The following is a 15,820-nucleotide window of genomic DNA, read 5'->3' on the forward strand; positions in this document are numbered from 1 at the left end:
CAGCCTAACCGACCGTCTGACGGCCCTTCGGCGCAGCGGCCGGGGCAGGCGACGCGGTCGGGGCAGTCGACGCGGTCGAGGCAGTCGACGCGGGCGACGCCGCGGGCACGACCGGCTGCCGGGTCAGGGCGACGGCGGCGATCACGGCCAGGCCGCCCAGGAGGGCGTTCCAGCCGACGGGTTCGGCGAGCAGGAGGGCTCCGAGGGCGGTCGACCAGAGCGGAGTGACGTAGGTGACGGCGGCGGCCACGACCGTACCGGCGGTGCGGACCAGGGTGAGGTTGAGGATGTAGGCGACGCCGGTGCCGAGCGCGCCGAGGGCCAGCAGGGCGGCGGCCGGACCCGCACCCGGCCAGCGCGGGGCGCCGGCGGCGAACGGGGCGACCAGGGCCGACTCGGCGGCGGCGCAGGCGATCTGCACGGCGGAGAGGCCGGTGGCCGAGTGCGGGCGTCCGGAGAGGTGGCGGCGCAGGTAGGCGAAGCCGGCGCCGTAGCAGCAGGTCGCGGCCAGGCAGGCGAGGCCGCCGGTCACCCCGCCCGGGCCGGGGCCGCGCCACACCCCGAGGAGGGTCAGCACCCCGGCGAAGCCCAGGCCGAGCCCGGCGAGGCGGCGCGGGCCCGGGCGCCGCTCCCCGGGCACCACGAGGACCGCGAAGACCAGCGTGAACAGCGGGGTGGTCGCGTTCACCACCCCGGCCAGCACCGAGCTGACCCGGGTCTCGCCGTAGGAGAAGAGGGCGAACGGCACCGCGTTGAGCAGCAGTGCGGCCACCGCCGAGTGGCCCCAGGTGGCGAGGTCGCGCGGGGCGGGCTCGCGGCGCAGCGCGAGGATCGCCCAGAGCGCCGCCGCCCCGAGGACGCAGCGCCAGCACGCCACCCACAGCGGGGGCACCCCCGCGTCGACGGCCACCTTGATGAGCGCGAAGCTCGCACCCCAGATCGCCGACAGTGCCACGAACCCCGGCCACCAGCGCCGCACCCCGACCACTCGTCCTCTCTCCTGCCTTCGCCCACGCGGGCCTTCGCACGAACGGGCCTTCGCACGACGAGCGTTCGTGCCCGTACGCCCGTGTGCCGTGCACCCGTGTGCCGTGCACCCGTGTGCCGTACACCCGCGTGCCCGTGGACAGAGGGTCGCCCGAGGCCGGAGCATGAGTCCAACAAGTGGTGATGCCGCACGGATGAGGAAGTCTCATGGCCTCGGAGGTCAATCTCGCCCAGCTCAGGGCGCTGATCGCGGTGGCCGACGCGGGCGGGTTCGGCGCGGCCGCGGCGGAGCTCGGCATCAGCCAGTCCGCCGTCTCGCACGCGGTCGCCGCGCTGGAGCGCACCCTCGGCGCGCCCGTCCTGCACCGCACCGCGCCGGCCCGACCGACCCCGCTGGGCGAGCAGATCCTCCCGCACGCCCGGACGGCGGTCGCCTCCGCGGCGGCCGTGCGCACCATCGCCACCCGGCACTCGGGCGGCCTGACCGGCACCGTCCGGCTGGCCGCGCCGACCACCGTCTGCCAGGGCCTGCTGCCCGGGCTCCTGCGCGACTGGCGGGCGGCGCACCCCCGCCTCACCGTCAGCGTCTTCGAGGGCGAGGACGACGAGCTGGCCGTCTGGCTGGAGGCGGGCACGGTGGACGCCGCCGTACTGGTGGACGCCGACCCGGTGCCGCCCGGGTCGGTGGCGCTCGGCGCGGACTCGATGCACGCGCTGCTGCGCCGTGACCACCCGCTCGCGGGGGAGCCGGCCGTCGACGTGGCCGACCTGGAGGACGACGACTTCCTGCTCTCCGAGGGCGGGTGTGAGCGCCACATCCGGGAGGCCTACCGCCGGGCCGGCGTCCGGTTCGCGCCCCGGCACCGGATCCGCGACCTCAACACCCTGATCGGCATGGTGCACGCCGGTGTCGGGGTCTCGGTGATGCCCGCGCTGGCGCAGCCGATGCTGCCGGCCGACTGCGTCCTCGTCCCGATCCGCCCCGCCGTCCACCGGTCCCTGACGCTCACGGGACCGGGCGGCCGGCCCTGGTCCCCCGCGGTGAACGGGCTGCTGGCGGCCGTCCGCTCGGCAGGGGGCTGAGCCACCCGTCCGCCGGGCGGCCGGCGCACACCGCCCTTCCCGGCGAAGTCGACTTGACCGTTTCGGGGTTGACGCCCCCTCGGGACAGGTCTATACCAGTGGAGGTCTTCGGCGACGCGGCGTCGCCGTCGGCCTCCCCGGGGCCCGACGCGTCTCCCCCACTGTTGGCGCGGGTGGGCCTCCCCTGCCGTTTCCTTGAGAGGTCTCCCATGGAACGTGCTCTTCCCCCACAGCAGTTGGCACAACAGCCCGGGCGGCAAACCGGGGCGCAGCACCGGCGCAGGCACCGGCGGGCCGTGGTCGCGGCAGTCGGTGTGCTCGGGCTGGTGGCCGGCGGGCTCGCGGCGCTCGCCGGGAGCGGGTCGGCGGTGGCCGCGGTCGACGCGGCGTCGGCCGCCACCGGGCTCGGCAGCAACTGGTACGCCTCGGCGCCCTACCTGATGCCCGAGGACAACAGCCCGCCGGACGCGGCGGCGGTGATGGACGCGACCGGGCAGAAGGCGTTCCAGCTGGCCTTCATCCTGGACAAGGGCGGGTGCTCGCCGGCCTGGGGCGGCACCTCCTCGATCGACACGGACACCGCCATGCCGGCGGTGATCCAGACGATCCGGGCCAAGGGCGGCGACGTCTCGGTCTCGGTCGGCGGCTACGGCGGCACCAAGCTGGGCCAGACCTGCGGAACCCCGGAGGCCACGGCGGCCGGCTACCAGAAGGTGGTCACCAAGTACGGCCTGAAGGCGATCGACTTCGACCTGGAGGAGCCGGAGTACGAGAACACGGCCGCGATCCGCAACGAGATCGGGGCGGCCCGGATCCTCCAGCGGGACAACCCCGGGCTCTACGTCTCGATCACCACGGCCGGGACCAACGCCGGCACCGGGTGGTTCGGGCAGCAGATGCTCAACGAGGCCAAGTCGCAGGGCTTCACGCCGGACAACTACTCGATCATGCCGTTCGACGGCGGGTTCAACGGCGCGGCGGCACAGACCGACGCCCTGGTGAGCTTCAACCGGATCCTGCAGACCACCTTCGGCTGGACCGAGGCCAACGCCTATGCACACGAGGGCGTTTCGCTGATGAACGGCCGGACCGACGCCGCGGAGTACTTCCGGCAGGCCGACTTCCAGACCGTGCTGGACTTCGCGCTCGCGCACAAGCTGGCCCGGTACACCTACTGGTCGGTCAACCGGGACCGGCAGTGCCCGGGGACGGTCGACCCGGGGCTCTCCGGGTCGTGCTCCAGCGTGGCGCAGAACGACTGGGACTTCACCAAGTTCACCGTGCGGTTCGCCGGGGCCACCCCGCCCACCACTCCCCCGACCACCCCGCCGCCCACCAGCTCCTCGCCCGGGGCCTGCACCGATCCGGCGTGGAGCGCCGCCACCACGTACACCGGCGGCGCCAAGGTGTCGTACGGCGGCCACAAGTACCACGCCAAGTGGTGGACGCTGAACGAGAACCCGTCCGCCGGCGGGCAGTGGGGCGTCTGGTCCGACGACGGCCCCTGCTGAGCCCGGGTGGGCCCGCCCACTGCACGCCACGACCGGCGGGCCGGCGTGCGGGCCCACCTCTGCACGCCCCCGCCGGACGGGCCACGTCGCCGGACCGGGCCGCCGCCGCCGGACCGGGCCACGGCCTCCGGAGCGGGCCACTGCCGCACAACGCCCGAAGGAGGTGTTGCCGGAGCTGGCCCCGCTCGTTGTTCCCGGTATGAGTTCAGACTTCCGGGCGAGCGGCAGCGCCCTTGACGAAACGATTCTGCATGAAGCGGTCCTGCACGACGCGGTCCTGCGCGAATCCCCGATCTTCGCCCGGCTCGCCCTGCTCTGGCTCGACGCCGGACGGATGGTGCCCGGCCGGCCCGACCAGGAGTGGCGCCACCTGACCGAACCCCCGCAGCTCTTCCGCCACGGCCGCACCGCCGTCGCCCTGCACCCCGGGGAGGACGCATGACCTGCCCGGAGACCCCGCGCGTCCCCTCCCAGCGCACGCCCGCCGGGTCCTGCGCCGTGCCGCTGGAACTCCGGGCCGTCGTCTGCCCCGGCATCACCGTCTCGGTCGCCGCCTGCCTGCGCTACGACCCCGCGGAGCCGTACGCGGTGTACCTGGACAACCACACCGACCTGGACGAGCCGATCACCTGGATGTTCGCCCGCGACCTGCTGGCGGCGGGCATGGACGCCCGGGCCGGCACGGGCGACGTCTCCGTCCACCCGGGCACGGGCGCCACCGCGCAGACCCTCTTCATCGCACTGGGTGGCGAGAACGGCACGGTCGTGCTCCGTGCGGAGGCCGCCTCGGTCAGAGCCTTCCTCGCCGCCACCGAGCGGATCGTGCCCTTCGGCTCGGAGCCCGGGCACCTCGACCTGGACGGACTCCTCCACCGGCTGCTGGAGGAACGACCCCCGGAGCCGGACCGGTGACCGCCCGCACCCGGCCGCCGGCCGCCGCCCCGGAGGCCGCGGGGGCCTTCCGGGTCCGGCCCGCCGTCCGGCCGGGACGACCCCTGCGCCCGCCCTGGGCCGCTGCCCGGGCGCCCGCTCCGGCGGCGGCCGCCTACGCGCCGACCTCCGTCATCGTCCGCCATCGGCCCTGACGATGACGGACGGTCGACGACGGAAACGGGCACACCGTTCCTCCACGGATGTGCTCACCCTGTGAAGTTGACGCGTTCTGACCCCTTGTCAGACCAATCATTCCTACCTACCTTCGTGGATCAGGACTCCGGCCCCATCGGGCCCGGAGGTCCGCGGCGGCCGCGACCCGCGCCGCCGCAGGACGCACGACAAGACCTGGAGGCGTCACATGCCCACTGCCGTGATCAACGAGATCCGCGACGCGGGACCGCTGGTGGTCGACGACGAGTTCATCCTGTTCGAGGACGACGACCGCAGCGACCACGACGCCACGGCGTGTCTCGCCGACCCGTGGGTGACCGCCACCACCCGCTTCGCCTGCGACCTCTGACGTGACCGAGTCCATCGCCGGCCGAAGCGGATGGTCCGATGACACCTGGTCGTACCTGAACGATCCGCGGATGCCGGCGATGGACCACGGTTGGAAGCTGCACGTCTCGGCCCGGCCCGGCGACCTGGAGGCCGTGACCGGCCTCGTCCTGCCGGTGCTGTCGCGTCACGTCTGCCACGCGAAGTGGGCCCGGAGCCCGGGGACCCTGCGCGAGATCAACTCCGGCGTGTCGAGCGCGGGTGCCGTCGGGAAGGCGATGACGGTATACCCGGCACCCGGCGTCCTCGTCGGGCTCGCCGACGAACTCGTCGCCGTACTGCGCGGCCGGGAGGGCCCGCAGATCGTCAGCGACCGGCGGGTCGATCCGGCCGCCCCCGTCTACTACCGCTACGGGCCCTTCACGGGCGACTACCGGACCGGCCGGAGCGGGCGGCTGGAGTCGGTCATGGTGGGCCCGGACGGCCGGGCGTACGACGGCCTGGCCGGCGGTTCGTACCGCTGCCCGCCGTGGGCCGAGGATCCGTTCGAGAACCGGCCCGGGCACGACGCCGGGCCGCGCTCCTCCGCCGGGTTCGGCGGTGGACGCTACCAGGTCACCGGCGGCATCGTGCGCAAGCCGCAGGGCAACGTCTACCGCGCGGTCGACCTGGTCACCGGGCAGCCGGTGGTCGTCAAGCAGGCACGGGCCTTCGTGGCCGAGGACGAGTCCGGGGCTGACACCCGCGACCGGCTGCGCAACGAGCGCACGGTCCTGGCCGCGCTCGACGCCGTCCCCGGCGTGCCCCGCGCGCTCGACTACTTCCGGCACCGCTCGGACGAGTACCTGGTGATGACCAGCTGCGGCGGCCGGGACCTGCGGCGGGAGGTCCAGGAGAACGGCCCGTACCGGCCCGACCCGGCCCGGCCGTCGCGCACGGTGCCCGACCTGGCCGCCCAGCTCCTCCGCGTCCTGGACGGCATCCACCTCCGGGGCGTGGTCGTCCGCGATCTCAAGCCCGGCAACGTGGTGCTCGACGCCACGGACCGGTGCCAGGTGATCGACTTCGGGATCAGCGCACTGGACGGCGCCGGCCCGGACGGCTCGACCCCCGGCTACAGCGGCCCGGTCCGCCGCGGGGCCGGCGGCACGGCCGAGGCCGCCGACGACTACTACGCCCTCGGCGCCACGCTCTGCTTCGCCGCCACCGGGATGGAACCGGTGATCGTCGACGCCGACGACGCCGTCAACCGGGACCGCACGCTCGACTGCCTGGCCTGGGCGCTGCCCGGCGACGACCACCGGTGGATCCGGGCGGGGATCGCCGAGCTGATGAGCTTCGATCCGGCCGTGCGGACCGCCGGCGCCGACCGGCTCCGGGCCGCCGCGCCCGGAGTGCCCGCGGCAGTGTCCGGGGTACCCGCGGCGGCGGCGGTGTCAGGGATGTCAGGGGGGTCCGGGCTGTCCCGACCGTCCCGGGGCCCCGGACGGCTCCGCTTCGACGACGGCCTGGCCGAGGAGGTCATCGAGCACACGGCCGCGTTCTGCGTCGACGAGGCCCGCAGGATCGCGGACCCCGTGCTCTCCGCCCGCGCGACCATCCCGACGCCGGTGGACGTCTACGGCGGGAGCTCGGGGCTCGGCCTGGAGCTCCTGCACCACCTCCACCGGCCCGGGGTGCGGGAAACCGTGGACGCCCTGGCGCAGTGGACGGCCGGCCAGTCCAGGAACCTGTCACCGGGCTTCTACTCCGGCCGTACCGGCGTCGGGCTCTTCCTCGCCGAGGCGGGGGCGGCCCCGGCCCCGGCGGGGCCCGGAGCGCACCCGGACCACCCGGACCTGCCGGACGCCCCGGGCCTTCCCACCCGCGGACCGGACGGCGGACCGCCGGAGGCGGACCTGATCGAGGGCGTCGCCGGAATCGGCATCGGCCGGCTGCTCCTCGCCCGGCAGGCCTTCGCCGGCGGTGACAGCCGGCTCGCCGACCGGCACCTCGCCGTCGCCGCCGAGTGCGACCGGATGCTGGCCTCCGGCAGGGCCCGGCTGACGCCGGCGGGCGCCGACGGGATCGGCAGCGCCGCCCTGCGCGAGGGACTCGCGCACGGCGACGCGGGTGTCGCGTACTTCCTGGTCGAGTACGCGGGCGCGACCGGCGACCCGGCCGCCCTCCACCGGGCCCGGCGGGCCTGCGCGGACCTCGCCGCCGTCACACCGGGCATCATCGCCGCGGCGGCCGGCCCGGGGGCGACGCGCCGCTACGGCTCGTGGTGCCGGGGCCTGGCCGGGATCGGGGCGGTGCTCGTCCGGGCCGCCGACCGCCTCGGCGAACCCTCGCACCTCGTCCTCGCCCAGCGGGCCGCGCGCACCTGCGCCGCGCTGGCGCCGCGCATGCCCCTGGTCAACCAGTGCTGCGGCCTGGCCGGCGTGGGCGACCTGATGGTGGACGTCGCCCGGGCATCGGGGTCCGAGGAGTTCTGGAACGCCGCCGAGACCGTCGCCGCGATCATCCTGAGCCGCAGCGGCGGCACCCCGTCCCGTCCGGTGTTCCCGGACGCCGGACTGGCCCGGTCGAGCGCCACCTGGGCCGGCGGCTCCGCCGGCGTGCTCGCCTTCTTCCGGCGACTGCACGACCGCGGCGGGCCGCGGCTCGGCCTCGTCGACTGACCGCCTCCGGGCGCCGGGAAGCCGTCGGCGCCCCCGGGCACGCGCACGGGGCGGCGCAAGTTCTCTGGTCATCCGATAATGCGGGCGGCAGTCTGCCCATGTGCCGCAGACTCGGACCGAGCACTTTTTCAGACCGGAGGATGGCATTCATGGTTGACCGGCCCTTGACGCTGATGGCGGTGCACGCCCACCCCGATGACGAAGCCACCGGAACCGGGGGTGTCCTCGCGCGGTACGCCGCGGAGGGCGTCCGCACGGTCCTCGTCACGTGTACCGACGGCGCCTGCGGTGACGGACCCGGGGGCGTCAAGCCGGGCGAGCCCGGACACGATCCGGCGGCCGTCGCCGCCATGCGTCGTCAGGAACTCAAGGCGAGCTGCGAGGTGCTGAACGTCGGCCACCTGGAGCTGCTGGAGTACGCCGACTCCGGGATGATGGGCTGGCCGGCCAACGACGCCCCCGGGTCCTTCTGGCGGACGCCCGTGGAGGAGGGCGCGGCCCGTCTCGCCGAACTCATGCGCCACTACCGGCCCGACGTGGTGGTGACCTACGACGAGAACGGGTTCTACGGCCACCCCGACCACATCCAGGCGAACCGCATCACGATGGCGGCGCTGGAGATGACCGGGATGTCGCCGAAGGTGTACTGGACGACGGCGCCGCGCTCGATGATGCAGCGGTTCGGGGAGGTCATGCGCGAGTTCGGCGCGGACTGGGAGGAGCCGGATCCGGCGGAGGCCGCCGCGATGCCCGAGATCGGACTCCCCGACGAGGAGATCACCACCTGGGTGGACACCACCGAGTTCGGCGGCCAGAAGTTCGACGCGCTGGCCGCGCACGCCAGCCAGGGGGAGAACATCTTCTTCCTGAAGATGGGCAAGGAGAGGTTCACCGAGCTCATGGGCGTGGAGACCTTCGTGCGCGTCGCGGACACCACCGGCGTGGCCGTACCCGAGAACGACCTCTTCGCCGGACTGCGCTGATCCCGGCACGGCCCCGGCCGCCGTCCGCGGCGGCCGGGGCCGTGGACGGCGGCGGTGCAGACGGTCCGGGCCCTCGGGGTCAACGGACCTCAGCGGACCCAGCGGACCCAGCGGTCCTCCGCGAACCTGAGCGGACCTCACCGGACCTCAACGGGGGATCAACGGCCCTGGAGGGACCTGACGTTGTCGCCGAAGGTCCAGCCCTTCGAGCCGTCCCAGTTGGCCGACCACGTCATGAGCCCCTTCAGTGCACCACCGAAGGCGTTCCACGACTGGCCGACCAGGCTCGGCGCCATGTAGCCGCCGCCCGCACCGGGCTGGGCCGGCAGACCGGGCACCTGCTTGTCGTACGGCACCTTGATCGTGGTGCCCTGGATGGTGAGGCCGTTGTTCAGGCAGGTGGTCTGCGCGGTGAAGCCCTGGACGGTACCGGCCTGGTAGGAGTCACCGGAGCAGCCGTACATGCTGCCGTTGTAGTACTGCATGTTCAGCCACCACAGGCGGCCGTTGTCGACGTACTTCTTGATGATCGGCAGGTAGGCGCCCCAGATCGACCCGTAGGTGACGCTTCCGCCGGTGACGTAGGCGGTCTCGGGGGCCATGGTGAGGCCGAAGCCGGCCGGCATCTGGGCGAGGACGCCGTCGATGATGCGGATCAGGTTGGACTGGGAGGCCGACAGCGTGTTGATGTTGCCGCTCCCGGACAGGCCGGTCTCGATGTCGATGTCGATGCCGTCGAAGTTGTACTTCTTGAGGATCGGGACGACGGTCGCCACGAACTTGTCGGCGACGGTGCTGGAGCTCAGGTCGATGCCCGCGGCGGCGCCGCCGATCGACATCAGGAGCGTCGCCCCGGCCGCCTTGGCCTGGCACATCTCGGCGGGCGTCGAGACCTTGACGCCGGCGTCCATGCCGTCCTGCCACAGGACGGTGCCGTCCGAGAGGATCACCGGGAAGGCGGCGTTGATGACGTTGTAGCCGTGGGCGGCGATCCGGCTGTCCGTGATGGGGACCCAGCCCATGCCGGGGTGGACGCCGTTCGCGGCGCCGTCCCAGTTCTCCCAGTACCCCTGCAGGACCTTGCCCGACGGCCTGGGCTTCGTGGGGCAGGTGTCCCCCGGCGGCGTCGTGGTCGGCGGGGTGGTGGTCGGCGGCGCCGTGGTCGGCGGAGTGGTCGTGGGCGGGGTGGTGGTCGGCGGCGTCGTGGTCGGCGGGGCGGTGGTGGGCGTGGTGGCGGTCGGCGTGGGGGTGCTGCCGCCGGGGCCCGTGAGCGACACGTCGTCCGCGTAGTACGCGGGCTGTCCGTACCAGCCGTGCAGGTAGACCGTCACCGAGGTGGTGCTCGCCCCGGTGGTGAAGCCGACGCTGAGCTGGCCGTACAACGGGCTGCTCGGCGTCCAGGTGGACGGGGCACTGGTGATGCCGGAGCCGGTGGCGCCCAGGTAGACGTAGCTGCCCTGGACGTAGGCGCTCAGCGTGTACTGGGAGTTGGGCTGCACGCTGATGGTCTGGGCGCACTGGGCGTTGTCCAGGCCGGTCGGCGTGGCCCTGAGCGCGGAGGCGCCGGAGTGGACCGGGCTGCTCACCGCCGCACCGGAGCCGCCGGAGCAGGTCCAGTCGGAGAGTCCGTTCTCGAACCCGGGGTTGGCCACCAGGTTGGTGGTGGCGGCCCCGGCCGTGACGGTGCCGGCCACGGCGATGCCGGCACCGATGACGGCGGCGGCGCTCACCCCGGCGAGGGAGCGCTTCAGGACGGTCGGTCCGCTCGTGGCGCGGCTGGTCCGGTTCACCTGCGGCGCGCGCTCCACGGTCGCCCGGTGCGGGAGGGCGGCCCGGGGCGGCTCGCTCCCGGTCAGGTCGCCTTCGAGGCGGCCGGGATCCGGACAGGGGCGGTGGTGGCCCGACAGGCGCGGAGTGCGCGATCTCCGACGGAACATGCTGTGCTCCCTTCCCGCCGAGCGCCATGGACATGACCGGCGTGGGCGTGGCGCCCGGCTCTGGGTGAGGTGGGGGACATGTGGGGCTGTGCCGGACCGGATCGTAGGAGGGGCGGCAGGGCCCGTCAATAGGTCTGGACCAATTCCGGGAGTACGGCTCATTCCGGCAAGGACGGTCCGCGCAAGTTCCGCGTACGGGAAGGCCGCTGACTCCTCACCACTGGCGCGCCTCCCTGGCCCCGGACTCCGTGGCCCGACCCCTTCGTGGCGCGGGGCCGGGACGACGAGGGGTCGCCCCGGCCTTCGCATCGGACGGGCGGCCTTCGCCCCCGCCTTCGCGTCAGACGGCCGGCTTCCGGACGGGGGCCGGCCCGGTGGTGAGAAGTGCCGTGATCTCGTCGGCGAGGTGCGGGCCGAGCTCGCCCCAGCCGTCCTTGTAGCCGTAGACGCCGGCCAGGGTGCGGGCCTCGTAGTCGCCGTTCATGATCTCGATGTCGTCGGGCGTGATGAGCGAGGGGTGGGCGACGCCGACGGCCGACGAGACCTTCATCAACTCCTTGCGCAGGGTGCGCAGGTACGCAGCCGCCCGGTCGGCCTTCGAGGCCGGGTCGATGCCGCGGGCCAGCCACGGGTTCTGGGTCGCGATGCCGGTGGGGCACTTGTCGGTGTGGCACTTCTGCGCCTGGATGCAGCCGATCGACAGCATCGCCTCACGGGCCACGTTGATCATGTCGACCCCCAGGGCGAAGGCGACCGCGGCGTTCTCGGGCAGGCCGAGCTTGCCGGAGCCGATGAAGGTCAGGTCGTCGGTCAGTCCCAGCTCGGCGAAGGTGCCGTAGACCCGGGAGAAGCCCATCCGGAACGGCAGCGACACCGAGTCGGCGAACATCCGCGGCGCCGCCCCGGTGCCGCCCTCGCCGCCGTCGACCGTCACGAAGTCGACCCCGCGGTCACCCCTCGCCATCAGCGCGGCCAGCTCCTGCCAGAAGCCCGTCTCCCCCACCGCGCTCTTGACCCCGACCGGCAGGCCGGTCTCGGTGGCGATCAGCTCGACGAAGTCGAGCATCGAGTCGACGTCGCCGAACGCGGTGTGCCGCGACGGGGAGGCGCAGTCCTCGCCGACCGGGATGCCGCGGATCCCGGCGATCTCCGGGGTCACCTTCGCGCCCGGCAGCATCCCGCCCAACCCCGGCTTGGCGCCCTGGGAGAGCTTGATCTCTATCGCCTTGACCGGAGCGCCGGCGACCACGTCCTTGAGCTTGTCGAGGTTGAACGTGCCGTCCTCGTTGCGGCAGCCGAAGTACGCCGTGCCGAGCTGGAGGACGAGGTCGCCGCCGTTGCGGTGGTACGGCGAGAGGCCGCCCTCGCCCGTGTTGTGCATCGTGCCCGCCAGCGCCGCACCCTTGTTGAGCGCCGTGATGGCCGCCCCGGAGAGCGACCCGAAGCTCATCGCCGAGATGTTCACCACGCTCGCCGGCCGGAACGCCTTGGCGCGCCCGCGCGGCCCGCCCAGCACCTTGGCCGACGGCAGTGGGGCCTGCGGGTCGTGCGCGTCGGGCAGGTTGCCGGCGAACGTGCGCTGCTTCAGGTAGGCGTGGCCCTGTACGTGCTCGACGTCGACCTCGGTCCCGAACCCGAAGTAGTTGTTCTCCTCCTTCGCCGACGCGTAGATCCACGTGCGCTGGTCACGGCTGAACGGGCGCTCCTCCTCGTTGGAGGTCACGATGTACTGCCGCAGCTCCGGCCCGATCGTCTCCAACAGGTACCGGGCGTGCCCGACCACCGGGAAGTTCCTGAGCAGCGCGTGCCGCTTCTGGACGAGGTCACGGGCTGCCAGGAGCGCCACCGCTGTTGCGGCGGCCGCGCCGATCTTCCGGGCTTGCATGGACGTTCCTCCTCGATGCACGACCCCGTCACCGTGCGGTGAAGTCGTCGTGTCGTGTGGGGTGTTGGACGGCGGGCACACGGCCGAGCGGGCGGCGACGTCCGTCGAAGAATGCCAAACGATGTTAAGAGGCCACGCGAACGGGTGTGCGGCCAGGGTCCGGTCCGGTCCGGAGCCGGCTTCGCGACGGCGGGTGACGATGGGGCGCCCGGCCGGTGCGCGGCGACGAGGCCCCCGGCGGTCCGCGGGTGGTCACCGTCGTGACGGCCGCCGACGGCACCGGGGTCGGCCAGGCGCCGTCGGTGAGGGCGACCCGGCCCGCCAGGTCGTACGGGTAGAGCATGAGCTCCGGGAAGGGGTGCCTGTCCGAGATCCGGGCGTATCCCGGATTGCCCATGCCGCGGCTGCCCAGGACGCGGGCACCGTGGGCCCCGCCTTTCTCTTCCGGGAAGTCTCCGCGCGGAACGGTGAAACCCGCGAGGCCACCTCAGCCGTTGACCCGGCCGGAGCCGGGCGGCCACCGCAGCCACCGCCCCCGGGGGAAAACCGCATGACGCAGCACCAGGCCGGCATCCCCACTCGGGGCGCTGGTGGCGAACCGAAGCAGGAACGGTTCGCCGTCTCGGCCGCAGGGCGGCCACGGGAGCGCCTCCGGCGGGCCGCTCAGAGCCGGACGGTGAACCAGATGGTCTTGCCGCTGCCGCTTGGGCGGACCCCCCAGCCGTCGGCCAGGGCGTCGACGATGATGAGCCCCCGGCCGGACTCCTCCTCGCTGGTGGCGAGGCGGGGGTGGGGCAGCTGGGAGCTGCGGTCGCCGATCTCGACGGTGAGCTCGGTGCTGGTGCGGCGCAGCAGCAGGTCGATGGGCCCCCGGCCGTGCTGGACGGAGTTGGTGAGGATCTCGGACAGCAACAGGCAGGCGTCGTCGGTTCGCTCGGCGCAGCCCCAGGCGGTGAGCGTCTTGGTGAGGAAGGCGCGGGCCTCGCCGACGGAGGAGGGAACGGTGGGCAGGTCGGTGGTGGCGGTGGCCAGCGGGGCGGCGGGAAGCTGCAGCAGGAGGAGGGTGACGTCGTCGTTGTGGCCGTCGCTGTCGGGCAGCACGGCGGAGAGGACGTGGTCGGCGACGGCCTCCAACCCGCCGTCGCCGGTGAAGGCGCGGTCGACGGTCGCGGCCAACTCGGTGATCTGGGCCTCGATGTCGCCGCCGGGGGTCTCGACCAGGCCGTCGGTGTAGAGCAGCAGGGTGGCGCCGGGCGGTACGGCCAGACAGGCCTGCTGGTGGGGAATGCCGCCGACGCCGAGCGGGGCGCTCACCGGGGCCGGCAGCGCCCGGATGGTCTCGCCGGGGACGGCGAGGAGGACGGGCAGGTGCCCGGCCGAGCAGATCGTGACCTCGCCGGCGTCCGGGGCGATGACGAGGTAGCAGCAGGTGACCAGCTGGTCGGGCAGCTCGAGATCGGTGACGGTCGCGTCCAGGGCCTGCATCAGCCGGCGGGGTTCCATGCCGGTCTTGGCCAGTGCGTGGGCGGCGGAGCGCAGCTGCCCCATGACGGCGGCCGCCTCCAGCCCGCGGCCCATGACGTCTCCGATCAGGACGCCGACGCGGCCGGCGCCCAGGGGGATGAGGTCGAACCAGTCGCCGCCGACCCCGGCGCCCTGGGTGGCGGGCAGGTAGCGGCTGGCGGTGGCCAGTCCCGGGATGGCGGGTGGGGTGCCCATCAGGCTGCGTTGCAGGGTGAGGGCGATGTGCCGTTGCTGTTCGTACAGGGCGGTGAGTTCCGCCTCCGCTCGTTTTCGGTCGCTGATGTCGCGGACGATGGCGCAGGCACCGGTCACCGTGCCGTCGGCGGTCCGGGTGGGCCACAGCGTCACGTCCACGTCGATCAGCCGGCCGGTGCGGGTGACCCGCAGAGTCTCGAAGTGCTCGACCTTCTCGCCGTCCCCCAGTCGCTTCAGCAGCGCCGTGATCTCCTCCCGGTGCTCGGGCGGGGCCAGCATGGCCACATGGCGGCCGAGCGCCTCGGCGGCCGTGTAGCCGTAGAGCGAGTGGGCGGCGGCGTTCCAGTAGGTGATGCGGCCGTCGAGGGTCTTGGCGAGGATGGCGTCCTGGGAGGACTCGACCAGCGCGGCGAGCTCGTTGATGCGGGCTTCGGCGGCCTTGCGGTCGCTGACGTCGCGCACGGCGGCGGAGAAGAGCAGACCGTCCGCGGTCTCCAGCGGGCTGAGACTGATCTCGACCGGGAACTCCGTGCCGTCCTTGCGCAACCCGTGCAGCTCCAGCCCCGCCCCCATCGGACGCACCTGCCGGTTCGCCGCGTACTCGTCGCGATGCCGGTGATGCTGACCCCGGAACCGCATCGGCACCAGCAACTCCACCGGACGCCCCAGCAGTTCCTCACGCGGATACCCGAACAACGCCTCCGTCTGCGCGTTGACCAGCGTGATCACCCCCGCATCGTCCGCGATCACCATCGCGTCCGGGGCCGCCTCCAGCAACGCCCGGAAGCGGGCTTCGGCGGCCTTGCGGTCGCTGACGTCGCGCACGGCGGCGGAGAAGAGCAGACCGTCCGCGGTCTCCAGCGGGCTGAGACTGATCTCGACCGGGAACTCCGTGCCGTCCTTGCGCAACCCGTGCAGCTCCAGCCCCGCCCCCATCGGACGCACCTGCCGGTTCGCCGCGTACTCGTCGCGATGCCGGTGATGCTGACCCCGGAACCGCATCGGCACCAGCAACTCCACCGGACGCCCCAGCAGTTCCTCACGCGGATACCCGAACAACGCCTCCGTCTGCGCGTTGACCAGCGTGATCGCCCCCGCATCGTCCGCGATCACCATCGCGTCCGGCGCCGCCTCCAACAACGCCCGGAAGCGTTCCTCCATCGTCCCCGCGCCCGCCGTGACACCCCGGCAGCCCGTCCCCTGGCCGGCAGTCGTGTCCTTGCCCGGTCTCCGGCCCACCTCGTCGCCCACGCCCGCTCCCTTGCCTTGCCGTACCGGTGGTGGTGCTCCACCCCAGCGCATCAGGGCTCCGGGCGCCTACCTATGTCCGCAATTGGCCGCTGACATTTGAATACTCCTAAAAGAAGACCAAAAATGACCATCTGCCTCGGGCTTGGACGCCGACCTCGGATGCCGGCGCCCCGAGGGACGCCGGCACGCCGGAAGCGCGTCAGGGCGGTAGCGGACGAGACACCGGCACGCGGCGGTTCAGCGGTGTCCGGGCACTCGTCCGGTCCTGCGGGGCCGGGGGGCGGGCGGGTGGGCGCCCGCCGGGGGCCCCGCCGCCCCCCCGGGCTACTAAGGCGCGGGGTGTGATGTTGTGAATTGGGGTGGGCCG

11 protein-coding genes are annotated in these 15,820 nt (G+C 73.4%); 7 read left to right on the forward strand and 4 right to left on the reverse strand.

What is annotated here, in order from left to right; translation table 11 throughout:
• Positions 1 to 4 precede the first annotated feature (4 nt).
• Positions 5 to 988, reverse strand: coding sequence for a DMT family transporter (locus ACFC1F_RS17000; RefSeq protein WP_376159088.1), 984 nt, complete (start codon positions 986 to 988; stop codon positions 5 to 7).
• A gap of 206 nt (positions 989 to 1,194) precedes the next feature.
• Between ACFC1F_RS17000 and ACFC1F_RS17005 the strand changes: the two genes are divergently transcribed.
• The 7 genes from ACFC1F_RS17005 (at position 1,195) to ACFC1F_RS17035 (ending at position 8,661) form a co-directional block, all read left to right on the forward strand.
• A complete protein-coding gene (locus tag ACFC1F_RS17005) occupies positions 1,195 to 2,070 on the forward strand; it encodes a LysR substrate-binding domain-containing protein (RefSeq protein ID WP_376159090.1) in 876 nt (291 codons plus the stop codon).
• A 296-nt stretch (positions 2,071 to 2,366) separates the two neighbouring features.
• Positions 2,367 to 3,581, forward strand: a complete 1,215-nt coding sequence (locus ACFC1F_RS17010) for a chitinase (RefSeq protein WP_376159092.1) — start codon at positions 2,367 to 2,369, stop codon at positions 3,579 to 3,581.
• A gap of 199 nt (positions 3,582 to 3,780) precedes the next feature.
• The gene (locus tag ACFC1F_RS17015; protein ID WP_209409855.1) at positions 3,781 to 4,023 is read left to right on the forward strand and encodes a hypothetical protein; all 243 of its coding nucleotides are present in this window, start codon (positions 3,781 to 3,783) and stop codon (positions 4,021 to 4,023) included.
• Entirely contained in the window at positions 4,020 to 4,493 is a 474-nt protein-coding gene (locus ACFC1F_RS17020) for an SsgA family sporulation/cell division regulator (RefSeq protein ID WP_209409857.1), read from the forward strand. The genes ACFC1F_RS17015 and ACFC1F_RS17020 overlap by 4 nt, the downstream gene beginning before the upstream one ends.
• A gap of 382 nt (positions 4,494 to 4,875) precedes the next feature.
• Positions 4,876 to 5,037, forward strand: coding sequence for an SflA family class IV lanthipeptide (locus ACFC1F_RS17025; protein ID WP_174315602.1), 162 nt, complete (start codon positions 4,876 to 4,878; stop codon positions 5,035 to 5,037).
• A gap of 70 nt (positions 5,038 to 5,107) precedes the next feature.
• The gene (lanL, locus tag ACFC1F_RS17030) at positions 5,108 to 7,678 is read left to right on the forward strand and encodes a class IV lanthionine synthetase LanL (protein WP_376159094.1); all 2,571 of its coding nucleotides are present in this window, start codon (positions 5,108 to 5,110) and stop codon (positions 7,676 to 7,678) included.
• A gap of 149 nt (positions 7,679 to 7,827) precedes the next feature.
• Entirely contained in the window at positions 7,828 to 8,661 is an 834-nt protein-coding gene (locus tag ACFC1F_RS17035; protein ID WP_376159096.1) for a PIG-L family deacetylase, read from the forward strand.
• Between the two features lie 158 nt (positions 8,662 to 8,819).
• On the opposite strand, the gene ACFC1F_RS17040 is transcribed toward ACFC1F_RS17035, so the two are convergent.
• From ACFC1F_RS17040 to ACFC1F_RS17050, 3 genes are all read right to left on the reverse strand, one after another.
• Entirely contained in the window at positions 8,820 to 10,598 is a 1,779-nt protein-coding gene (locus ACFC1F_RS17040) for a carbohydrate binding domain-containing protein (protein ID WP_376159098.1), read from the reverse strand.
• Positions 10,599 to 10,938: 340 nt separating this feature from the next.
• Positions 10,939 to 12,483, reverse strand: a complete 1,545-nt coding sequence (locus ACFC1F_RS17045) for an FMN-binding glutamate synthase family protein (protein WP_376159100.1) — start codon at positions 12,481 to 12,483, stop codon at positions 10,939 to 10,941.
• Positions 12,484 to 13,146: 663 nt separating this feature from the next.
• Positions 13,147 to 15,363 carry a PAS domain S-box protein gene (locus ACFC1F_RS17050; RefSeq protein WP_376159104.1) on the reverse strand — a complete coding sequence of 739 codons (2,217 nt, stop codon included), beginning with the start codon at positions 15,361 to 15,363 and terminating at the stop codon, positions 13,147 to 13,149.
• Positions 15,364 to 15,820 lie beyond the last annotated feature (457 nt).

The organism is Kitasatospora sp. NPDC056181 (genome assembly GCF_042266225.1).
GTDB lineage: Bacteria > Actinomycetota > Actinomycetes > Streptomycetales > Streptomycetaceae > Kitasatospora.